The sequence below is a fragment of the Agrobacterium sp. CNPSo 3708 genome (assembly GCF_028674915.1).
GTDB classification, from domain to species: Bacteria; Pseudomonadota; Alphaproteobacteria; order Rhizobiales; family Rhizobiaceae; genus Agrobacterium; species Agrobacterium cavarae.
This window is the reverse complement of sequence record NZ_JAQZSF010000009.1, coordinates 156,309-178,411: the sequence shown is the minus strand read 5'-3', so window position 1 is coordinate 178,411 and position 22,103 is coordinate 156,309. Positions and strand designations below refer to the sequence as shown.

Genomic DNA, 22,103 nt, shown 5'->3' with positions numbered 1-22,103 from the left:
ATGAAGGTAATCCGATTCGCGCCGATTGCAAGAGGGCGCGTTTATATCGATGCCGCCAGCCGAACAAGCCCCGATAGAGCGCTGTGCGTCCTATTCGACGCGCAAAGGGCGCCCCATCTCTTTTGATCTACGCATCGTGCTTTCCGAGAATCGACTCCGATTTTCGGGCCGATGCTGTAGCCCGCAAACGGCTGTGCGGTGCCGGAAAAGCTTTCAAGCCCGCCGGCGCCTAGCTCAAATCTCTGATATTACTCGCTGATACGCATCACGATCTTGCCGATATGGCTGCTGCTTTCCATCAGCCTATGGCCTTCCGAAACCTGATCGAAGTCGATCACGTCATGAATGACAGGGGCCACCTTGCCGGCTTCGAGCAGCGGCCAAACCTGCTCGACGAGTTCATCGCGAATGGCGCGTTTCTCGTCAGCCGTGCGTGGCCGCATGGTGGAGCCGGTGACGGTGAGGCGTTTGACCATGATGGGGCGTAAGTCCACCTTCTCGGCAATCGTACCGCCGAGGAACGCGATCATGGACAGGCAGCCGTCCTTGGCAAGCGAGGCGATGTTTTTTTCAAAGTAGGATGCGCCGATCATGTCGAGAATGACATCCACGCCCTTGCCGCCGGTCGCGTCCTTGATGACGGCGGCGAAGTCCTCTTGTTTGTAGTTGATCGCCCGCTTGGCGCCAAGCGTCTCGCAGGCGTCACATTTCTCCTTCGAACCTGCCGTGGTGTAGACCTCGGCACCAAAGGCCTTTGCAAGCTGGATTGCCGTGGTGCCGATACCGCTGCTGCCGCCATGGATAAGGACACTTTCGCCTTCCGTCAGGCCTGCCATCTGGAAAAGGTTGGCCCAGACGGTGAAGAAGGTTTCCGGCACCGCCGCCGCCTTCACCGCATCATAACCTTTGGGGAAGGGCAGGGCCTGGCCAGCGGGCACGACGCAATATTCGGCGTAGCCTCCGCCATTGGCAAGCGCGCAGACCCGGTCGCCAACTTGGAAATCGCTGACGCCTTCACCTAGCGCGACGACTTCACCGGCAACTTCAAGACCGAGAACGGGGCTTGCATCTTTCGGCGCGGGATAGTTTCCCTGACGCTGCGCCACATCCGGGCGGTTGATCCCTGCTGCCTGAACCTTGACTAGAAGTTCCCCGGCCTTGGGTGAGGGCAAAGGCCCGTTTGAAAACGTCATGACCTCAGGTCCGCCAAAGTTGGGCAGATCGACAAAACGCATGGTGGACGGCAGTGACACGGGTGGCCTCCTCAAAGCTTTCTTACGGTCCGCTAAACTTAGGTGACCCGTGTGGCTTATGAAAGAAGGCGTAATGCCGCTCCCCCCCTATTTCATTTCGCCATGGCTGCAGATGACGAGACCGGCATCGCTTTCCTTGGCCGCCTTCTTGATGTTGGCGATTTCGGCGCCAATCCCCTCGGGATTGCCGATCAACATGCCCTTGGGCAGTTGAAGAACGCCGATGGAGCAACGCAGAAGCGCAAATTCCCGCTCGTTGCCGAAGCGGTCGAAGCCCTTGATCTGTCCAGCGAGACGATCTTCTTCCGAATAAAGCGAGATGACGTCGTCGTGGAAATCGCTGAGCAACCGCTCCAGAATTTCCGTAACCTCGTCCTTCGTCCAGTCGCGAACGCCGATGAAAAAATCATCGCCGCCGATATGGCCGAGGAAGCAGTCGCCGGAGAAGAAGTATCGTTTCATCAGCGCCGAGAACAGGCTGATCGCGTGGTCGCCGACATGGAAGCCGTATTTGTCGTTAAAGGGTTTGAAGTTGTCGAAATCGCAATAGCAGAAGAAGCGATCCTCATCGCTGTCGCGGCAGGATTCCTCGATGAAGCCGCTGATCGCACGGTTGCCGGGAAGCGCCGTCAGGGGGTTCTGCTCCTGTGCCAGCTTTAATTGTTTTTCGTTGATGACCTTGATCAGCGAGGCGGCCGAGACGACGCCGACATAGCGCATGTTTTCGGTGAGGATGACGCAGGCGCTGCCGCCCATATTGGCGAAGATATTCATCAGCCGATCCGCATCCGCATCCAGCCCGACGATCGGGGCGCGATCGACAAAATGCGAGATCGTCCGCTCATAGACCTTGTTCTTCAAGAGATCGCGGCCAAAGGGCTGATAGATGTATTCCTTCAGATGATACTCGTTGATCACCCCGCGCGGTTCGCCATTGGCGTTGAGAACTGGAAAGAAAGCCTGCTCCGGATTGCGGCGGAAGAGTTCGAAGACGCTGTCGATGCTGTCGTTCTCATAGACAGTGGGCAGGTGCTCGATCTGGCGGCGGATCAGGATCTCGTCGAGTGTCTGACGATTGCGCCGGTTTTCGCCGAGAATTTGGAGATGCGGAAACGATGTCTGCAATTCCTTGACGAAGGTCGTGGGGCGAGAGACGAACCAGCCTTGGACCAGATCGACGCCCATCTCCCGGCAGGCGAGGAATTCACCTTCCGTCTCGATGCCTTCGGCAATGACGCGCACGCCGAGCACATGGGCGATGTTGACGATGTTCTTGACCATGTGCCGCTTGCGCGGATTGCGCTCGACGTCCTGGATGAAGTAGCGGTCGATTTTCAGATAATCGACGTCGAAATCGCAAAGCAGCTTCATCTCGCCGTGGCCGACGCCAAAATCGTCGATGGCGAGCTTGAAGCCTTCCTTGCGCATGCGGTTGATCAGGGTACTGAATTCCGGCACGCTGGTATTGTCGAAGCGTTCCGACAGCTCGAAGCAGATGGAGGAGGGCGGGATCTTTGCCTGCGCCAATTGTTCCAGCAGCTTGTCGACAATGATGTCGCCGTGGGGAATGAGCCTGACATCGAGGTTGAGAAACAGCGTGGCGGAGGCCAAATCCGGAAGCGTGGAAAACTTGGCGAGTGCGCGGCTCGCAATCATCTTCTCCAGTTCGATGAGCTGGCCGTCCGCTTCGACATGATCGAGAAGTTCGAGAGGGTTGGAAAAGCCGATGCGGTCATATCCGCGCATCAGGGATTCATAACCGAAGACGGTGCCGGTCGTCGCTTCGACGATCGGCTGGAAGGCGCATTCGAGCACCAGCTTTGCCATGGAAATCATCTGGCCGCTGGAAAACCGTCTTATGATATTTGGCTCGGCACTTATCGACACCACGCGTTTTCTCCACCATTGCAGGATCGTTTGCAGCAATCCTGCCCGACCCTATGTTTTTAGGCGGGAGTGTGGAGAGAACTCCTCAATGAAAACTTTACGGCAGATGAAACTTTGGTGACAGTTTCATGTCCGGTCAGGTGGCGTCAAATCAGATGTCGCTCAGCGTCTATGTGTGTTGTGGAAGGCATAGAGCTCCGCCACATTGACGGCCTCGCTATCGCTCTTCCGGCGCTCGACGAAGCCGCCCTTGTTTCTTTGCTGTGTCTCTGCCCAGAGCTTCAGCGCGGCGCGCACGACTTCGCTGCTGGAGGCGTAGGCACCGCAGGCCACGGCTTCGTGCATCTTCGCAGCCTGTTCCGGAGAGATCGATACGGTCAACACTGGCATGGTGGTCCTCCCTATTGCCAAGCTGCGGGATTTTTCCCGTCAGCCGCATTTGCCGTCGTAAACTCACTTTGCAGCATGTGCATATTCTGTGGATCGCAAGGCGGCGGTCGAATAGAACGTGAGAAGTTATTCTTGGTTCCCGCTAAAAACACTCAGAGCTAGAAGAGTGTCGAACACGTGATCGATCCTCTCATTGACATGGCGCAAACCAGGTGAAAACTCGTCGCATTTTTTATTGATTGATCAGTCAATCAATAATAAAAAAACCGAAAGGAGATCTGTATGCCCAAAGTCGGAATGGAGCCATTGCGGCGCAAAGCGCTGGTCGATGCAGCTCTACGCACCATAGGCCATCATGGTTCGCTGAATGTGACGATGTCGGACATCGCACGAGAGGCGGGGGTCTCGGCGGCCCTCGCGCACCATTACTTCGGCAGCAAGCAGCAACTCCTGCTGGAGACGATCCGCAGCCTGTTGCGGGATTTGCGGCGGGATGCTGTTGCGGCGTTGACTCGGGCGTCCGGCGCGCGCGAGCGCCTCAGCGCCATAGTGCGGGTGTCGTTTCAAAGCGACCAGTTCACCCAGGAAACGGTGGCGGCGTGGCTGGCCTTTTATGTCGAGGCGCAGCGCTCAGAGGAAACCCGCCGTCTTCTCGTCGTCTATACCAAGCGCCTTCGCTCCAACATCATGAATAGCCTCGGTCGTCTTTGCCCGCCCGACGACGCGGCAAGGATCGCCGAAGGGGCAGCGGCCCTGATCGACGGGCTTTATATTCGCCACAGTCTGCATGCCGCACCGCTTGGCATCTCCGCCGCGGGCGCTCTGGTCGAAGATTACTTCGACGTGCAGCTGAAACGCTTTCTGGACAACAAGCCGTCCACCCGCATTCTTTAAGGACACTGATCATGACGTTGAAAGCCCAGCCGAAAGCCTCGCACTTCATCGATGGCGACTATGTTGAAGATGATAAGGGAACGCTGATCGAAAGCATCTATCCGGCGACCGGTGAAGTCATCGCGCGCCTTTATGCGGCGACCCCTGCCATTGTCGAGCGAGCAATCGCCTCGGCGAAGCGCGCGCAGAAAGAATGGGCTGCGATGAGCCCGACGGCACGCGGGCGTATCCTGCGCCGTGCTGCAGACATTATGCGCGAGCGCAACCGCGAGCTTTCTGAACTTGAAACGCTCGACACCGGCAAGCCTATTCAGGAAACCATCGTTGCTGATCCGACCTCCGGGGCTGATTGCTTCGAATTCTTTGGCGGCATCGCGCCGTCTGCGCTGAACGGCGATTACATTCCGCTCGGCGGCGATTTTGCCTATACCAAGCGTGTCCCGTTGGGTGTCTGCTTCGGGATCGGCGCCTGGAACTATCCCCAGCAGATCGCCTGCTGGAAAGCGGCCCCCGCGCTCATCGCCGGCAACGCCATGGTCTTCAAGCCATCGGAAAACACCCCGCTGGGCGCCTTGAAGATTGCCGAAATTCTCATCGAAGCGGGACTGCCGAAAGGTCTCTTCAACGTCATTCAGGGGGATCGCGACACCGGCCCGCTCCTCGTCAACCATCCAGATATCGCCAAGGTGTCATTGACCGGCTCGGTTCCGACGGGCCGCAAGGTCGCTGCCGCGGCTGCGGGCCATCTGAAGCATGTGACGATGGAACTCGGCGGCAAGTCGCCGCTCATCGTCTTCGACGACGCCGATATCGAAAGTGCGGTTGGCGGCGCCATGCTCGGCAATTTCTATTCCTCGGGGCAGGTCTGCTCCAATGGGACGCGCGTCTTCGTTCAGCGGGGTGCAAAACAGCGTTTCCTCGACAATCTCAAAAGCCGCACCGACGCCATGATCATTGGCGACCCCATGGATGAGACAACCCAGATCGGCCCGCTCGTCTCGAAGGCGCAGCAGGAGAAGGTGCTGGCCTATATGGAGAAGGGCAAGGCCGAAGGCGCAACGCTCGTGAGCGGGGGAGGCATTCCCAACAATGTCTCCGGCCAGGGCTATTACGTGCAGCCCACCGTCTTTGCCGATGTGAAGGACGACATGACGATTGCCCGCGAGGAGATCTTCGGGCCGGTGATGTGCGTGCTGGATTTCGACGATGAAGACGAGGTCATTGCCCGCGCCAATGCGACCGAATTCGGTCTCGCGGGCGGTGTCTTCACCGCCGATCTGTCGCGTGCGCATCGCGTCGTCGACCAGTTGGAGGCCGGCACGCTCTGGATCAACACCTATAATCTGTGCCCGGTCGAAATGCCCTTCGGCGGCTCCAAGCAATCCGGCTTCGGTCGGGAAAACTCGGCCGCAGCCCTCAATCATTACAGTGAGTTGAAGACGATCTACGTGGCAACAGGCAAAGTCGAAGCGCCCTATTGATGGGGCGCTGCTCCCCTGCTCAGGGAGTATCCAATCGATCCGGCTACCCGCCAGTCGCCTTTCGGCCCTGACGGCGGGTAATTAACACCAAGAGAGATAACAGATGCTAGAGGCAGATTTCGTCATTGTCGGTTCCGGGTCCGCTGGCTCAGCTATGGCCTATCGCCTGTCGGAAGACGGCAAGTATTCTGTCCTCGTCATCGAGGCAGGCGGATCGGATTTCGGGCCATTCATCCAGATGCCGGCGGCACTGGCCTGGCCGATGAGCATGAAGCGCTACAATTGGGGCTATCTCTCCGAGCCGGAGCCGAACCTCAACAATCGCCGCATCACCGCACCCCGCGGCAAGGTCATTGGCGGCTCATCCTCCATCAACGGACTTGTCTATGTCCGTGGTCACGCGGAAGACTTCAACCGCTGGGAAGAACGGGGTGCGCAGGGCTGGGCCTATGCGGATGTATTGCCTTACTTCAAGCGCATGGAACATAGCCATGGCGGTGAGCAAGGCTGGCGCGGTACGGATGGGCCTCTGCATGTGCAGCGTGGTCCAGTGAAGAACCCCTTGTTTCATGCCTTCATTCAGGCGGGCGCACAGGCCGGGTTTGAACTGACCGATGATTACAATGGTTCGAAGCAGGAAGGCTTCGGCCTGATGGAACAGACGATCCATGACGGTCGTCGCTGGTCCGCAGCAAACGCGTATCTGAGGCCGGCTCTGAAGCGCGGCAATGTTACGCTCGTGCACGGCTTTGCGCGCAAGATCGTGATCACCAATGGCCGCGCGACAGGCGTCGAGATTGAACGCAAGGGTGCCGTCGAGACGATAAGCGCAAACCGCGAAGTGATCGTTGCGGCCTCGTCCTTCAACTCGCCGAAACTGCTGATGCTCTCCGGGATCGGTCCGGCGCAGCATTTGCAGGACATGGGTATCGAGGTGAAAGTGGACCGCCCGGGCGTCGGTGCCAATCTGCAGGACCATATGGAATTCTACTTCCAGCAGGTCTCCACCAAGCCTGTATCGCTCTATTCATGGCTACCATGGTTCTGGCAGGGCGTGGCGGGTGCGCAGTGGCTGATGACCAAGGGCGGGCTTGGTGCCTCCAACCAGTTCGAGGCCTGCGCCTTCCTGCGCTCCGCACCAGGATTGAAGCAGCCGGATATCCAATTTCATTTCCTCCCCGTCGCCATTTCCTACGACGGCAAGGCTGCCGCCAAGAGCCATGGCTTCCAGGTGCATGTCGGCTACAACCTGTCGAAATCCCGCGGCGACGTTAAGCTTCGATCGTCCGATCCGAAGGACGACCCGGTGATCCGTTTCAACTATATGAGCCATGCAGAAGACTGGGAGAAATTCCGCCATTGCGTGCGCCTCACGCGCGAGATTTTCAGCCAGAAAGCCTTCGACGAGTTCCGCGGTCCTGAAATCCAGCCGGGTGAAAAGGTTCAGTCCGATGCGGAGATCGACGCCTTCCTGCGTGAACATCTGGAAAGTGCCTACCACCCCTGCGGCACATGCCGGATGGGTGCCAAAGACGATCCTTTGGCCGTTGTCGATCCGGAGTGCCGCGTCATTGGGGTCGATGGCCTACGCGTGGCGGATAGCTCGATCTTCCCGCATGTGACCTATGGCAACCTCAATGCACCCTCGATCATGACAGGTGAAAAGGCCGCCGATCATATTCTCGGTCGACAGCCATTGCCGCGGTCCAATCAGGAGCCTTGGGTCAATCCGCGGGCGGCGGTCAGCGATCGCTAGAGCTCCGCGCGTCCTTTTGGATGCGAGGGACGCTCTATGTCTTTGAAAACACGATGCGTAGGGCTCAATGATAGTCGTCTTCGCGCTGGTGGCGGACTGCGGCTATCGTAACGGTTTCCGGACCGTCGATACGGAAGAGAACCACATAACCTGATGAGCCGAATGGAACAAGGAGCTCGCGCATAACGCTGGTTCCACCATCCGCGCGGCGGCAGCTGAATGGAAAATCAACAAGAATACCAAGCCCTGCGCTTATTGCCCTTAGGGCCCGTTCGGCGGTCTCGATGTCATATTCGATCAGGTAACCGTAAATGCGTTCAAAGTCTTCCAGCGCTTCAGCGGTGTAACGCAGAGTATAAGTCATTTGTGCTTGGAAGCTCTCGCCGCTTTAGCGGTCTTAAGTTTCTGCCGCATCGAGGATAATACGTCCTCAGTCGTGTAATATACCCCTGTGCGTTCGGCCTCCTCCAAAGACGCCAAACCTCTGGCGATGAATTCCGCCTGCGATTTGCGGATTTCCACCTGTTTGCGCACGGCTTCTTCGATGAAGCTAGACAGGGTCTCGCCCTCTCTCAGCACGCTTTGTGCTTTTTCTCGAAATTCCGGTTCGACCCGAAGGGGCGGCAGCGTCGCGCTTTTCATCGGAATGGCTCCTGCATTGCAATTGCGATACGCAAATCTGCGCCTTTCCATAGCATTTGTCAAAGACATGGTTGCAATCGACGCGCCTGGGTCCGATAAGAAATCTTGCCCTTTGAAATGCAGAAACGTACCATGCCTGCCACTTACAAGAACATGAAAATGGTCCGCCGTTCCCGCGTCATGTGGGGATCGTGGCGGATCTGGAAGCCAAGAGCCGTCTTCTGGCTCGGGGCCATTGCGGTAGGGCTGATCAGCGTCGCCTTTGCCAAGGCGGCAGATTGGGCGCAGCACGTTTTTTCCGCGACCACAACGTCAGGCGAGTGGGCATTTCTTCTGCCGCTGATTATCACGCCGCTTGGCTTCGTTCTTTGCGCCTGGCTGGCAATGGTGGTGTTTCCAAATTCCGGCGGAAGTGGCATTCCTCAAGCCATCGCCGCGCGCCATTTCCATCATGACGAAGACCGGTCTCGCCTGTTGTCGATCAAGCTTGCCGTCGGCAAGATCGTGCTGACGGTTGTTGGTCTCATGTCCGGCGCATCCATTGGGCGCGAGGGACCAACGGTACAGGTCGGCGCCTCGATCATGCTTCTGGCCGCACGGGTTGGCGGCATGGCGCAGGCGAGGGGGCTGATCCTCGCCGGATCGGCAGCAGGGATCGCTGCGGCCTTCAACACACCACTTGCCGGCGTCGTCTTTGCTATTGAAGAGATGAGCCGGTCCTATCAGTCCCGCGCCAACGGCCTGGTGCTGACCGCCGTCATCCTTTCGGGTTTGGCGTCGCTCGGACTTGTCGGCAGCTACACCTATTTCGGCACCAGCACCGTCATGATGCAAACGGGGAAGGATTGGAGCCTCGTTCTCATCTGCGGTATCGGCGGCGGCTTTCTGGGTGCCATCTTCAGCGCGGGCGCGCTTCGTGCCTCGCAGCGCATTCGCCGGTGGGCGCATACGGTTCCGTTGAAGCGCATGCTGATTGTTGCAGCCGTCTGCGGCTTGGCCTCAGCCATCATCGGCGTCCTCAGCGGTGGTGCGACCTTTGGCACTGGCTATGAGCAGGCGAGGGCGGCCGTCGAGGGTGAGCCCGCGCCGATGTTGTTCTTTGCCGAGAAGCTGATGACGACATTCCTCGCCATGCTGTCGGGCATTCCCGGCGGCATATTCGCCCCATCGCTTTCCGTCGGTGCGGGCTTCGGCAGCACCGTCTCTTCTCTTCTTGGCAGCAGCATCGCGCTCGGCGCCATCCTTGGCATGGCAGGTTATTTTGCCGGTGTCGTTCAGGCCCCGATGACGGCTTTCGTGATCATCCTGGAAATGACGGGCAATCATGACGGCGTCATCGCGATCATGGCCGCGTCGATGCTGGGCTACCTGACCTCACGAATGATCTCTCCTGAGCCCCTCTACCATGGCCTGTCGCGCGTCTTCATCGCGCAGGGAATCAGGGCGAGGCGCGCGAGCGAAGCCGAGCACCACGAAAGCGATGCTCAGGCGGAGCCGGGTGCGCGCTCCGGCGCCGGTTCGAACGAGTTGACGCCGAAGTAACCGAGCCCCGGGATTTTGATGCCGGGGTTCTGGATGTCGATGCCAGCGACGAGGCCGAGGAAATTGATTTCAAAGCCGCTGCGTAAACCGGCGGACAGTCCAAACAGTCCACCGAGCGAAATGCTGACATCCTTCCAATCCTCGGCAATATGGACGAACTCGCCGTTCGGCAGATAGTCGCGGCCGACGGCGTCGGGTGGCAGCACCACGCCGAGTTCCGGCACGCTGCGCAGAACATGCGCAATAAAGGTATTGGAATTGGGCCCGGGGTAAATCCGGTAGCCGCCTGCCTTGGCGTAAGGATAGTCGGCGACCGCCTGCTGGATTTTCGGGATCAGCCTCTCGGCTTCTTCACCGTGCATTTCCAGAACCTTGCGGGGCATGTTCGAATACCAGTAGGCATCCGGCGCGTAGGCGTTGCGGCGGATGGGCGAGCCCCAGCCGACCTTGTCGTAGCGCTCATAGCTCGCAGCACCTTCCGGCTTCATCACGATCCAGGCGTGGCTGGCAATCGAGCCTTTGAAGCCGCCGGTCATGGCCGAGTAGACATAGATCGCCGCAGGCTTGTCCGCTGCCGCCTCCGGCAGAATGCGCGCGGAAGACCAGCGCGCATTGCGGTAGCCGGTGGGATGGTCCTTCATTACCCACAGACCCGCAGAGGCGAGGGCAGGCAGGAGATAGACGAGAAAAACGACGGCCAGAAACCGTTTGGCAAATTTCAATGGAGTGCCCCGTGCATGATGCGAACAATAGGGTTAGATAGGGATCGCATTTCGAATTTTTTGAGGCCGGCATCATGCACAACCCCGTTACCGTTGAGGTCACCCGCGGCAACCTCGTCGAAAGCCGCCATCGAGGCATGGCCGTCGTGGTGGATGGCGATGGCAAGGTTGTCTTTTCGGCAGGCGATGCCGAGAGCGCGGTCTTCCCGCGTTCCGCATGTAAGGCCATGCAGGCCTTGTTCATGGTGGAAAGCGGTTCTGCGGATGCTTACGGTTTCGGCAACCGAGAGCTCGCACTCTCCTGCGCATCCCATTCGGGAGAAGAGGCGCATGTGGAACTGGCAGCATCGATGCTCGCATGGGCGGGCCATGATCTCAGCGCGCTGGAATGCGGTGCGCACTGGTCGCTGGACCAGAAGGCGCTGATAGGCCAGGCGCGCAGCATGGAGAAGCCGACTGCGCTGCACAACAACTGTTCCGGCAAACATTCCGGCTTCATCTGCGCCTGCAGCCATAATCGCATCGAGACGAAAGGTTACGTCAATGCCGAGCACCCGTTGCAGCGCGAAATCCGCGCAACGATGGAAAGCCTCACGGGCGCTGCCATCGCCGAGGACAGTTGCGGCATCGATGGATGTTCCATCCCGGCCTATGCCGTACCGCTAAAATCGCTGGCGCACGGTTTTGCCAAGATGGCGACCGGGCAAGGGCTGGAGCCGATCCGCGCTCAGGCCTCGCGTCGGCTGATCGAGGCTTGTATGGCCGAGCCCTTTTACGTTGCGGGAACGGGCCGCACCTGCACCAAGCTCATGGAAATCGCCCCGGGTAAGATTTTTGCGAAGACCGGCGCCGAAGGGGTTTTCGTCGGCATCCTGCCGGAGAAGGGATTGGCCATCGCGGTCAAATGCGAGGACGGCACGACCCGTGCCGCCGAGGCGATGATTGCCGCTCTACTGGCGCGATATTTCGATAAGGACAGCGTGGAAGCGCATGCTCTCGACGCGATCGCGAACCGCTCCATGAAGAATTGGAACGGCATCCATGTCGGTGACATCCGTGCGACGTCGGCTCTAACGCTTTGATTTAACACATCGTACTTTCCGGAAACCAATTCCGATTTCCGGATCGATGCTTGAGCGCTTAAGCCGGTTCGGCAGCTCTCGCATCCCACATTGCCTTGAAGGCCGGGCGGGACTGGCAACGCTCCAGCCATGCCTTCACGGCAGGATGCGCATCAAAAAGCGGCGCGTGCGCCTGCGCGTAGCGAACCACTTCCGCAGCGTTCAGATCGGCAACGGTGAAGCGGTCGCCGACCAGATAGTCTTTGTCCGCCAAGTGCTGTTCCAGCACGCGGAAGGGCCGGCGCAACATGCGCGCTGCTACCTCGATGACGGCTTTGCCTGTTTCGCTGTCGGCCAGGCCCTCGGCAAAGGTCGAGGAAATCTTCAGCGCAGTCGTCTCGATTTCCGTCGCGGCGAAGAAGGACCATTGCAGCATATGCGCATCTTCCGCCGCGTCGTTTGGCGCGACGGACGTGCCGTATTTCCGCGCCAGATAAAGATTGATCGCCATAGACTCGTAAAGCACCATGCCGTCATCGTCGATGCAGGGGATCGTTCCCATCGGGTTGATGGCCAGATAGGAGGGCGTCAGCGTGTTGAGCGGCGCATCGGCTGCCATCGGATCGGCGAGCCGCCGCGCCTGGATGACGGGCACATGGTCGAACGCAATATCAAGTTCTCCTGCAAGCCATAATGTCCGCGTGGCCCGGGAGCGATAGACGCCATAAATTGTCAGCACTGCAAAACCCTCTGATGTTTATAGGACGTTAGAGCCATTTCTGGCCGAATCCAACGTTTATGTCACGTTTCGACAGGAGGTGTAGTTCAGCTGGCGAGATTCTGATATATGTAGGCATTCTAATAAAAAGTATGCAATATTGACAGTATTACTAGGAGAGCGCCGCGTTGACGGCAGACGGTAGAGACTGAATTTTGTTAATTCAGTATAAGTATATCTTCTATAGGCTAAATCCCATTGCTCTCCAGCCCGTTTGTGCTGACCATCGATCATAAGCAAATGCACCAGACTGAAGAATTTTAATGGAGTTTCATAAGATGCGTGAAGAAAACGGTCCAATACCGTCAACATCATCGGCGCCATCTCTCCAAATCCCGATGTCTTACATCCACCGGCACGGTCTGACTTTCTTGCTCGATAACGTACCCGAAATGGTTTTCATCAAGGATTGCGAAGGCCGGTACGAGTATATGAACGCTGCCGCCCTTGCCTCGCTGGGCCACGAGCGGGATTACCTGGACGGGCGCACATTGACGATCTTCGACCTCGCGCCGAAGCAAGTCGCTGATTGTATCGATCGCCTGGATCGCCGCATCCTTTCCAACAATACCAATGTCTACGATGCCGAAGAGCCGATCGCCGCAGACGACGGAACAACACGCTGGTACTCCGGCACACGCATCATTCTACGCAATGAAGAGGGTACGCCGGTAGGGCTTGCCGGCGTTTCACGCGAGATCACCCTGACCAAGCGTCAAGAAACCATGCGCAAAAGCCATGCTGCTCTCCTGGAAATGATCGTCAAGGGAAAGCCTCTCAAGGATATCCTCGCCGCCGTGGTGCGCGAGGTCGAAAGCCTGCTGGACCATGTCTGCGGTTCCGTCCTGTTGCTGGACGAGAAGACCGCCCTGCTGCACAATGGCGCGGCACCGTCGCTACCGAAAGAATATGTGTCGAAAGTGGATGGTGTTCCCGTCGGGCCGACCAACGGCTCCTGTGGCACGGCCGCCTTCCGCAGAGAGCCTGTCTATGTCAGCGACACGCTGGAAAATCCGCTCTGGGCCAATTATGTCGAAGCGGTCAAACCCCATGGCCTTCGCTCCTGCTGGTCCACGCCTGTCATAGGCAACAACAACGTTCTGCTCGGAACATTCGCGCTCTACTCCAAAGCGGTTCGCATGCCGACTGAGACGGAAAAAGAAATCATCGACATGGCAACCAATATTGCCGGGATCGCGATCGACCGCCGCCGCGCCGAAGAATGTGTGCATTACATGGCCCACCACGATCCGCTGACCGGTCTGTCGAACCGCAATCTCTTCTGGGGCCAGTTCCGCCGAGCTCTTCACGAGGCGAAGCGGGAGGGTCGTCTGGTGGCAATCACCTATCTCGATGTCGATAAGTTCAAGCAGATCAACGATCTTCACGGACACGCAGCAGGGGACGATGTTCTTCGTGCCATCGCCGAACGTATCACCAAAAACGTTCGTGCTTCGGATATTGCGGTGCGCCTTGGTGGTGACGAGTTCGCCATCATCTTCAGCAATCCCAAACGAGATGAAGCCGGGGTGATGACGCGGCTTGAAGCCATTCGCCAAGCGGTGCAGGAGCCGATCGCAATTTCAACAGGCGCGATTACGGTGACCTGCTCGATGGGAACGGCGTTCTATCCGACCGATGGAACGACGCCGGAGAACCTTTTGGCCCGCGCTGATACCGCCATGTACGAGGCGAAGAGGGCTGGTCGAGACGCTGCGAAAGCCGGGCCAGAGGTTGGAAACGCCGCATAACGCGAAAGACGTATCAGGCCTTGGACGGCCAGCGCTCTAGGGGCGCGCATCCGGAGCAAGGCGCGTCTCGAAGCGTCCGATGAAGCGGTCGAAAAGTGCGGCGAAAGCGGCCACATCCTCCTGCGGCCAGTCACTGACCACATCTTGGATGATTGCGATCTTGGCGTCGCGCATATCTTCGAGAATACTGCGGCCCAGTGCCGTGACAACAATCACGCTGCGCCTGCCGTCTTCCTGCGACACATCCCGTTGCAGCAATCCCCTGCCAACCATATCTGCGACCAGACGGCTTCCACGTGATGGATCAAGCCGCATGCCTTCGGCAATCGACCCGACTGTCGCGTCACCTTGTGTCCGATGCACCACATCCAGAACATCAAGATGCGAAAGATCGAGCCCTGGTGCTAACTTCGCAATCGCCGTACGACCGATGACACGCCGGCCGATCATGATGCGCATGCGTGTCATCGTGTGGCTGATAGCCAGCACGTCGTCTTGAACGGACACGCTCCTATCGGCGCGCTTGAGGATCTGATTGTTCATGTGATGCCCTCGCTCCTAACCGAATACAACATACAATAATCCTTCGAAAGATGCCATTGACATATATATGCCATAAGCACATAAATTGACGCCTAACGCGAGGCCTTTCCATGGATATGTCGGTGAACTCTGCGGCTCCACTCGTGACGGAGCCCCGTCGCAGACTTGTTGTCTTTCTATTCCTGATGCTGGCTATGTTCATGGCGACGCTGGATAACCAGATCGTCTCCACCGCCTTGCCGACCATCGTGGGCGAGTTCGGCGCGCTTGAACGCTTCGGTTGGGTCGGTTCCGCTTATCTCCTGGCCACCAGCGCCGTCATGCCGGTTTATGGCAAGCTCGGCGACCTCTTTGGCCGCAAATATGTGATGATCTTTGCCGTCGTCCTCTTTACCATCGGTTCGCTTGCCTGCGGCCTGGCCTGGTCGATGGATTCGCTGATCGCTGCCCGTGTTCTTCAGGGCCTTGGCGGCGGCGGTATCATGGTGTCGATCTTCTCCGTCAATGCCGATCTGTTTGCCCCGCGTGAACGCGCCCGCTACCAGAGCTATTCGAGCCTCGTGATCATGGCATCCGGCAGTGTCGGACCGATCCTGGGCGGCACGATGAGCGATCTCTTCGGCTGGCGCTCCATCTTTCTCATCAACCTGCCCATCGGCATTGTCGTGCTGCTGGGTCTTGCCTTTCTCCTGCCGTATCGTCGACCCGACCGTCAGCCGAAAATCGATTACATCGGTGCGGTTCTTCTCGCCGCCGCAATTTCGAGCGTAGTGCTTTGGGCTGACAGTGCTGAACTCTTCGGCTCGCTGATTGCCTGGCAGAGCCTTGCGATCATTGCCTTCGCCATTGTCTGCGCCACTCTTTGGGTACAGGTGGAGAAGCGCGCGCCTGAGCCGATCGTGCCGCTGCGCTTGTTCAAGGATTCGACCTTTCCATTGCTAATGATCATTTCGATCGTCAGCGGTGGTCTCGGCATCGGCATGGTCAATTACTACGCCCTCTTCCTGCAGACGACGACCGGGCTTTCGCCTTCTGAAGCCGGACTCTTCTTCATCGCCGTCACTGGTGGCATCGTCATGGGATCGCTGACGGCAGGCCGGCTGATTTCGAAGACGGGAAGCTACAAGCCGTTTTCGATCATCAGCCTGTCGATTGCCGTGGTTGCGATGCTGTCGCTCTCGCAGGTCCACGTTGGTACACCCCTGGCGATCATCGCTGCACTGTTGTTGCTGCAGGGACTTGGTGTCGGCCTCGGCCAGCAGGCGCCGATCATCGGCGTGCAGAATTCCGCGGCCAAAGCCGATATCGGTGCGGCAAGCGGGGCCGTTACCCTGACGCGCATGGGCGGTGCGGCACTTGCCATCTCCATCTACGGTGCGGTCATATCCTCAAGTCTCAAGGGGACCAGCGCCGATATTCAAGGGGTTGGCAACATTCAGGAACTGACACCCAAAATGCTGGCGCAATTGCCTGCCGCCTCGCAGCACGCCGTGGCCGATCTTTATGCCGCCGCTTTCACCCCGCTTTTCCTCGTCGCGGCTGCAACGGCGGTGATCGGTCTGGTCGCTGCGGTAATGCTGAAGAATGTCCGGCTGCCGATCAGCATGGAACAGAAGGTGCCGCAAGACTGAAATCTGGCGGCATCGGTATCGATATGTCCCGACCTATGACGGCCCGGTTGCGACCGTCTCGTTTGGCCTCATACATGCGCAAGTCGGCCTCCTTGAGGAGGACCTCCGCATCGCAAAGCGCGGAAAAACTCGCTGTCCCAATGCTGATGCTGAGCTCTACGATCGCGCCGGACTCCGTCAGAAGTGGTGTCGAGGACACCGATTTCAGGAACACGGTGGCCATGCGGTCAATCTCCGCCGGCGAAGTGACGCCATCGAGGAAGATGACGAATTCCTCGCCGCCGATCCGACCCAGAAAGTCTTCTGGTCTCAGACCTTTTCGCAGCGCCTTGGCAATCGTCTGCAAGGCTTGATCCCCGGTCCGATGGCCGAAACGGTCGTTGATGGACTTGAAGTGGTCCGCGTCAATGAAGAGCACGGTGCCTTCGGTGCTAGCACATTCGCTCATGCGCTGCATGAAGCCGATACGATTATAGGCCCCGGTCATGGGATCGCGCAGGGACGCCTCTATGGCGGCAGCATGGGCGGCAACCAGATCGCGATGCAGACTATCGAGTTCCAGATGAGAGCGGGTGAGGGCGGCGCGGGCCTGTTTCAAACGCTCCAGCTGATAGAACTGAACGCCGCTGGCTGGTCCGGCAATGGCGATCGGGCAGATGACTGCCATCAAGAGACCGACACCTTCCACGGTGCCACCCATCTGCGGAACGAGGACTGAAACGATCACTAGGGACGCCGCCAGAGATCCGACAGCTGCGAGCGTGGCGCGAAAGATGATGCGTGACCAGAATCCCTTCATTGCGCCGATACCCCTTTTGTCGGCAAAACCGCTTCCCCCGCCAAACCGTTTCGCACAGAATGAACCTTATTCCGCACGGTTCGTTTTGTCTTGCGCAAGAAGTTTTGAAGCATCGTAAATTTCGGTCGATCCCGACGCCATGAAACCAGAAAAACTGCTCAGCCCGACACCGAAGGGGCTTTATTGCCCGGTGGGTGACTTTTACATCGACCCGGTGAAGCCGGTGCCGAAGGCGTTGATCACCCATGGTCACTCGGATCACGCGCGGGCGGGGCACGAGAAGGTGCTGGCGACGCGCCAGACGCTCGACATCATGCGCTTGCGGTATGGCGAGGATTTTACCGTCAGCGAACAGGCCATCGACTTCGGAGAGACCGCGCAAGTCAATGGCGTGACCGTCGGGTTCCATCCGGCCGGACACGTACTCGGCTCCGCCCAGATCTCCATCGAATATGACGGTCTGCGCATCGTCGCGTCGGGGGACTACAAGCGCGGCGTTGATCCCACCTGTGCACCCTTCGAGCCGGTTCCCTGCGACGTCTTCATCACAGAGGCCACCTTCGCGCTCCCGGTGTTTCATCACCCGGCGCCAGCCCGCGAGATTGCCAAGCTTCTGACGTCTATTCGCCAGTTCCCGGAGCGTACGCATCTCGTCGGCGCCTATTCGCTCGGCAAGGCGCAGCGCGTGCTGCGACTGCTACGCGACAACGGCTATTCCGGGCCGGTTTATATTCACGGCGCGCTGGCAAAGCTCTGCGACTACTACGTCTCCCAAGGCATCGATCTAGGCGACATCCGCCCTGCCACATTGGAGAAGAGCAACCCGGCGCAGTTCAAGGGTGCGATCGTCGTCGGACCGCCCTCGGCGTTCCAGGAACGTTGGGCGCGTCGTTTCAACGAACCGCTCATTGCCTTTGCCTCGGGTTGGATGATGGTGCGCCAGCGCGCCAAACAGGGCGGTGTCGAATTGCCGCTGGTCATTTCCGATCACTGCGACTGGCCCGAACTCTTGGAAACTATCAAGGAAGTCGCGCCATCGGAAGTGTGGGTCACGCATGGCCGTGAGGAAGCACTTGTGCGCTGGTGCGAACTTCAGGGCATTCCGGCCCGTCCGCTGCATCTCGTCGGCTATGAAGATGAGGGGGATTGAGCGTGAAAGCTTTTGCGACCCTTCTCGACCGTCTTGTCCTCACACCATCCAGAAACGGCAAACTGACGCTTTTGACGGATTACTTCCGTGATACGCCCGATCCTGATCGCGGATACGGGCTCGCAGCGATTGCAGGCACCCTCGACCTGAAAAGCGTCAAACCGGCCTTGCTTCGCGAACTGGTTCTGGAGCGCATGGACGAGGTGCTGTTCCGCTACTCCTACGACTATGTCGGCGATCTGGCCGAAACGATCTCGCTCGTCTGGGATACCAGTCAGAACGCCGATCTGCCCCAGGCAAACGATCCGAGCCTCGGCGAAGTCGTGCGCAAGATCAACGCGCTCGGCAAGACGGAAGTGCGCGGCGCAGTGCGAGAGCTTCTGGATCGGCTGGATACATCCTCGCGCTTCGCCTTCCTGAAGCTCGTCACCGGCGGTTTGCGCATCGGGGTGTCCGCGCGTCTTGCCCGGCAGGCTCTTGCGGACTTCGCCGGCAAGGACATTACCGAGATCGAAACGCTCTGGCATGGTCTGGAGCCGCCTTATGAACCGCTCTTCGCCTGGCTTGAGGGAAAGACCGGCAGGCCACTTCTGGCAACGCCTGCCATCTTTCATTCCGTCATGCTGTCCACACCGGTCGGCGATAATGATCTTGCCAATCTCCATCCGCAGGATTTCGCGGCGGAGTGGAAATGGGATGGGATCCGCGTCCAACTCTCCCGTGCTGGCGACACCCGCAAGCTCTACTCGCGATCCGGCGACGACATTTCAGGCGCCTTCCCGGATATTCTCGAAGCTGCGAATTTTGACGGCGTGATCGACGGCGAACTTCTGATCGGTGGAACGGCGCGCTCCAACAGCGCCACGCGAACCTTCTCAGACCTTCAGCAGCGGCTGAACCGCAAGACGGTGACCGGCCGGATGATGGAGGAGTATCCCGCCTTCATCCGCGCCTATGATCTGCTGTTCAAAGGCGAGGAGGACATTCGCGGCGAGACCTATCTCGACCGACGCCAGCACCTGACCGATCTCATCGAAACCGCCCCTCACGACCGCTTCGATCTCTCACCATTGGTACCCTTCACCAACTGGCAGGAACTTGACGATCTGCGCAAAGCGCCACCCGATCTGGTGATCGAAGGCGTGATGATCAAGCGAAAGGACAGCGTCTATCAGGCGGGACGCGCCAAGGGTCCGTGGTTCAAATGGAAGCGTGACCCCTTCAATATCGATGCGGTGATGATGTATGCGCAGCGCGGCCACGGAAAGCGCTCAAGCTACTATTCCGATTTCACCTTCGGCGTCTGGGCAGATGGTGAAGATGGCGAACAACTCGTGCCGGTCGGCAAAGCCTATTTCGGCTTCACCGATGCGGAGCTTGAGATTCTCGACAAGTTCGTCCGCGACAACACCGTCGAACGCTTTGGTCCGGTACGCGCCGTGCGCGCCACGCCATCCTTCGGTTTCGTGCTGGAAGTTGCGTTTGAGGGCATCAATCGCTCGGCTCGCCATAAATCCGGCGTGGCGATGCGCTTTCCACGAATCGCACGGTTACGTGCAGACAAACTTCCCTCCGAAGCCGATCGGTTGGTCACTCTGATGGCGATGGTCGATGAACGGGAGGCTTGAATGCAGATGACGGTATTAAAGAGAAACATTAAGTAGACAATTGGACATTCCGGTGCTGAAATTGTGCTGTGCAACGCTGATCGGATTCCCACATGACAGACAAGCGCATGGATAAGATTTTTCCTTTTTCCCCCACACGCCGCGCCCTGCTGGCGGGTACATTCGGGTTGGGTGCAGCGGCTCTGATGCCGAAAGGCGCGCATTCTGAAGTGGATCTGCCGCCAGTTCTGCCACTGGAAAATGAGGACTACGCCAGGGCGCGCGAAAGATTTCAAACGCATCTCCTGCGTAAGATGTCTGCACCTGAAAAATCCGAGCCGCTCGGCACACCACCCGGTGCACGGCGCGTCACCTATCCCGGTGGCCCGAACGGCTCCATCGAGCTTGTTGCCTGGTTGTCCGAATATGTTCCGGAGAAGAAGCTCAAGCCCGCCGTTCTTTTCCTCCATGGAGGCAACGCGACTGGCGATGGTCACTGGGCATTGATGAAGCCCTATTGGGAGGCAGGCTTTGTGGTGATGCTCCCATCCTTCCGCGGCGAAAACGGCCAGAAGGGATATTACTCCGGCTTCTATGACGAGACCTCAGATGCGCTATCCGCTGCCGAGTTTCTCGAGAACCTGCCTGGCATCGACAAGGATCGCTTCTTCTTGGCCGGTCACTCCAATGGCGGCACGCTCTCCTTGCTCGCGGCGATGACGCGGAAATTCCGCGCAGCCGTACCGGTCTCGGCGGGTGTCAACTCCTGGCGCTACTTCAACCGCTATACGGATGAACTGTGTTTCGACGAGAGCAATCAGCAGGAGTTCATCATGCGCTCCTCGGTCTGTTTCGGTCATAGCCTCAAATGCCCGACCCTGTTGCTGCGCGGCACAGAGGAGCGACCGTTCGACGCTGATCATAAGCTTCTCGTTGAACGCGCAACGGCCGTGGGTGCCAAAATCAGCCACAGGCTGCTGCCCGGCACGCATAATGGCGTCGTGCCGCATGCGGTGGACGAAAGCATCCGCTTCTTCAACAACTTCGTCTGAAGTCCTGCGCGGTTAGCGCGACGCCGTCATCACCCATCTATCCAGCCTCGCGCCAGCCGCGCGAGTCATTGTGCCGCCAGTGATCTATCTTGAAGCGGTTCGATGATTGTATTTGCCCTGAAGACCCTCCGCCGATTTGCCTGCGCGTTGATGACAGCGCCGCTCCTGAGCGGCTGCTTGTTCATCACCGACACCAGCCGCATGAACGCCGATGTCTTCGTGAAGGAGACGGCACCCGTCTTCAATTACAACAATGTCGGTTCGATCCCGCGCGAGCCGCTGCCGCAGACGCCAGGCTCGATCAACAGCCGACCGCCGGATCTCTTCCGATCCCAGTTCCAGCAGCTTTATGGCCCGCCAACGACGGCACGGCCTGGACCGGCGCTGTCGCCTGCCTATCGCGACAGGACGATGGGGTACGGCCTGCCGGTCTCCAATCCGCTTCACCGCGCCATGTACGACGTGCTGTCGGATGACGGCCATACACTGCCCGCCATTCCCTATAGTCGCATCGACCCGCGGTTTCTGCGTCAGGAGGTCAGCTACCAGACGGCGGAAGCGCCGGGCACCATCGTCGTCGATACGAGACAGCATTTCCTGTATCTGGTGCAGCCGGGCGGCAAGGCGGTTCGCTACGGTGTCGGGCTTGGGCGATCGGGCTATGCCTGGTCAGGGCGAGGTGCCATCCAGTGGAAGGCCAAGTGGCCGCGCTGGACGCCACCCGATGAAATGGTACAGCGACAACCGGAGCTCGCGTCGATCTCGGCGGCGCGCGGCGGCATGGTTCCTGGTCTGAACAACCCGCTCGGTGCGCGGGCTCTTTACATTTTCAAGGACGGCAAGGACACGCTTTACCGTGTGCATGGAACGCCGGACTGGCAATCGGTCGGCAAGGCGACCTCGTCCGGTTGCGTCAGAATGCTCAATCAGGATGTGATCGATCTTTACGATCGCGTGCCGCAGGGCGCACCGATTGTGGTGATGTGAACACGACCACCGGTAAAAGCATCCCGCCGGTGCGAATGTTGCAAGGCTGCAACTGGTTTTCAGTATGTCTTAACCACTATAGCAATAGCTGATGTATCGTGGAACAAACGACGTACGGCGAGATTGAAACGCAGGCTCTGCACGCTTCGGTACAGTGCCTCCCTCTTCGCCTCCGAT

At 58.7% G+C, this 22,103-nt stretch carries 20 protein-coding genes; 11 read left to right on the top strand and 9 right to left on the bottom strand.

Annotation, left to right across the window (positions count from 1 at the left end; all coding sequences use genetic code 11):
* Window positions 1-248: 248 nt before the first annotated feature.
* From PVA19_RS19515 to PVA19_RS19505, 3 genes are all read right to left on the bottom strand, one after another.
* On the bottom strand, window positions 249-1,235 hold the full coding sequence (locus tag PVA19_RS19515) for an NAD(P)H-quinone oxidoreductase (protein ID WP_062438297.1): 987 nt from the start codon (window positions 1,233-1,235) through the stop codon (window positions 249-251).
* A 105-nt stretch (window positions 1,236-1,340) separates the two neighbouring features.
* Window positions 1,341-3,089: a GGDEF domain-containing protein gene (locus tag PVA19_RS19510; protein ID WP_376782220.1), complete on the bottom strand. Its 1,749-nt coding sequence runs from the start codon at window positions 3,087-3,089 to the stop codon at window positions 1,341-1,343.
* Between the two features lie 213 nt (window positions 3,090-3,302).
* On the bottom strand, window positions 3,303-3,530 hold the full coding sequence (locus tag PVA19_RS19505) for a ribbon-helix-helix domain-containing protein (RefSeq protein WP_113326864.1): 228 nt from the start codon (window positions 3,528-3,530) through the stop codon (window positions 3,303-3,305).
* A 282-nt stretch (window positions 3,531-3,812) separates the two neighbouring features.
* On the opposite strand from PVA19_RS19505, the gene betI reads away from it, so the two are divergent.
* The 3 genes from betI (at window position 3,813) to betA (ending at window position 7,661) form a co-directional block, all read left to right on the top strand.
* On the top strand, window positions 3,813-4,424 hold the full coding sequence (gene betI, locus PVA19_RS19500) for a transcriptional regulator BetI (RefSeq protein WP_274103891.1): 612 nt from the start codon (window positions 3,813-3,815) through the stop codon (window positions 4,422-4,424).
* 17 nt (window positions 4,425-4,441) lie between these two features.
* Window positions 4,442-5,905: a betaine-aldehyde dehydrogenase gene (betB, locus tag PVA19_RS19495; protein ID WP_274103931.1), complete on the top strand. Its 1,464-nt coding sequence runs from the start codon at window positions 4,442-4,444 to the stop codon at window positions 5,903-5,905.
* Window positions 5,906-6,008: 103 nt separating this feature from the next.
* Entirely contained in the window at window positions 6,009-7,661 is a 1,653-nt protein-coding gene (gene betA, locus PVA19_RS19490; RefSeq protein WP_113266093.1) for a choline dehydrogenase, read from the top strand.
* A 64-nt stretch (window positions 7,662-7,725) separates the two neighbouring features.
* Here the strand turns inward: betA and PVA19_RS19485 are convergent, their stop codons facing one another.
* Together PVA19_RS19485 and PVA19_RS19480 are read right to left on the bottom strand one after the other, a co-directional pair.
* A complete protein-coding gene (locus PVA19_RS19485) occupies window positions 7,726-8,025 on the bottom strand; it encodes a type II toxin-antitoxin system RelE/ParE family toxin (RefSeq protein ID WP_112952211.1) in 300 nt (99 codons plus the stop codon).
* Window positions 8,022-8,303 (bottom strand): YlcI/YnfO family protein, encoded by a 282-nt coding sequence (locus tag PVA19_RS19480; RefSeq protein WP_112952212.1) that lies wholly within the window; start codon window positions 8,301-8,303, stop codon window positions 8,022-8,024. The genes PVA19_RS19485 and PVA19_RS19480 overlap by 4 nt, the downstream gene beginning before the upstream one ends.
* A gap of 132 nt (window positions 8,304-8,435) precedes the next feature.
* Between PVA19_RS19480 and PVA19_RS19475 the strand changes: the two genes are divergently transcribed.
* Window positions 8,436-9,845 carry a chloride channel protein gene (locus PVA19_RS19475; protein ID WP_162722987.1) on the top strand — a complete coding sequence of 470 codons (1,410 nt, stop codon included), beginning with the start codon at window positions 8,436-8,438 and terminating at the stop codon, window positions 9,843-9,845.
* Here the strand turns inward: PVA19_RS19475 and PVA19_RS19470 are convergent.
* Window positions 9,788-10,567, bottom strand: coding sequence for a DUF3750 domain-containing protein (locus PVA19_RS19470; protein ID WP_162722988.1), 780 nt, complete (start codon window positions 10,565-10,567; stop codon window positions 9,788-9,790). The genes PVA19_RS19475 and PVA19_RS19470 overlap by 58 nt on opposite strands.
* Before the next feature lie 74 nt (window positions 10,568-10,641).
* On the opposite strand from PVA19_RS19470, the gene PVA19_RS19465 reads away from it, so the two are divergent.
* Window positions 10,642-11,649, top strand: coding sequence for an asparaginase (locus PVA19_RS19465; protein ID WP_274103890.1), 1,008 nt, complete (start codon window positions 10,642-10,644; stop codon window positions 11,647-11,649).
* Between the two features lie 58 nt (window positions 11,650-11,707).
* Here the strand turns inward: PVA19_RS19465 and PVA19_RS19460 are convergent, their stop codons facing one another.
* Window positions 11,708-12,367, bottom strand: coding sequence for a glutathione S-transferase family protein (locus PVA19_RS19460; RefSeq protein ID WP_113179309.1), 660 nt, complete (start codon window positions 12,365-12,367; stop codon window positions 11,708-11,710).
* 302 nt (window positions 12,368-12,669) lie between these two features.
* Here PVA19_RS19460 and PVA19_RS19455 point away from each other — a divergent pair, with 302 nt between their 5' ends.
* Window positions 12,670-14,157, top strand: coding sequence for a diguanylate cyclase domain-containing protein (locus PVA19_RS19455; protein WP_113179310.1), 1,488 nt, complete (start codon window positions 12,670-12,672; stop codon window positions 14,155-14,157).
* 36 nt (window positions 14,158-14,193) lie between these two features.
* On the opposite strand, the gene PVA19_RS19450 is transcribed toward PVA19_RS19455, so the two are convergent.
* Window positions 14,194-14,700, bottom strand: a complete 507-nt coding sequence (locus PVA19_RS19450) for a MarR family winged helix-turn-helix transcriptional regulator (RefSeq protein ID WP_062425830.1) — start codon at window positions 14,698-14,700, stop codon at window positions 14,194-14,196.
* Between the two features lie 110 nt (window positions 14,701-14,810).
* Between PVA19_RS19450 and PVA19_RS19445 the strand changes: the two genes are divergently transcribed.
* A complete protein-coding gene (locus tag PVA19_RS19445) occupies window positions 14,811-16,331 on the top strand; it encodes an MDR family MFS transporter (protein WP_113179311.1) in 1,521 nt (506 codons plus the stop codon).
* Here the strand turns inward: PVA19_RS19445 and PVA19_RS19440 are convergent.
* Window positions 16,300-17,130 (bottom strand): GGDEF domain-containing protein, encoded by an 831-nt coding sequence (locus PVA19_RS19440; protein ID WP_113179312.1) that lies wholly within the window; start codon window positions 17,128-17,130, stop codon window positions 16,300-16,302. The genes PVA19_RS19445 and PVA19_RS19440 overlap by 32 nt on opposite strands.
* A 139-nt stretch (window positions 17,131-17,269) precedes the next feature.
* Between PVA19_RS19440 and PVA19_RS19435 the strand changes: the two genes are divergently transcribed.
* The 4 genes from PVA19_RS19435 to PVA19_RS19420 all read left to right on the top strand — a co-directional run bounded on the left by PVA19_RS19435 (window position 17,270) and on the right by PVA19_RS19420 (window position 21,926).
* Window positions 17,270-18,280 carry a ligase-associated DNA damage response exonuclease gene (locus PVA19_RS19435; protein WP_062599502.1) on the top strand — a complete coding sequence of 337 codons (1,011 nt, stop codon included), beginning with the start codon at window positions 17,270-17,272 and terminating at the stop codon, window positions 18,278-18,280.
* 2 nt (window positions 18,281-18,282) lie between these two features.
* Entirely contained in the window at window positions 18,283-19,908 is a 1,626-nt protein-coding gene (locus tag PVA19_RS19430; RefSeq protein ID WP_113179772.1) for a cisplatin damage response ATP-dependent DNA ligase, read from the top strand.
* Window positions 19,909-20,000: 92 nt separating this feature from the next.
* Window positions 20,001-20,939: an alpha/beta hydrolase family protein gene (locus tag PVA19_RS19425; RefSeq protein ID WP_062425826.1), complete on the top strand. Its 939-nt coding sequence runs from the start codon at window positions 20,001-20,003 to the stop codon at window positions 20,937-20,939.
* 102 nt (window positions 20,940-21,041) lie between these two features.
* The gene (locus PVA19_RS19420; RefSeq protein ID WP_113179313.1) at window positions 21,042-21,926 is read left to right on the top strand and encodes a L,D-transpeptidase; all 885 of its coding nucleotides are present in this window, start codon (window positions 21,042-21,044) and stop codon (window positions 21,924-21,926) included.
* The last annotated feature ends 177 nt before the right edge of the window (window positions 21,927-22,103 follow it).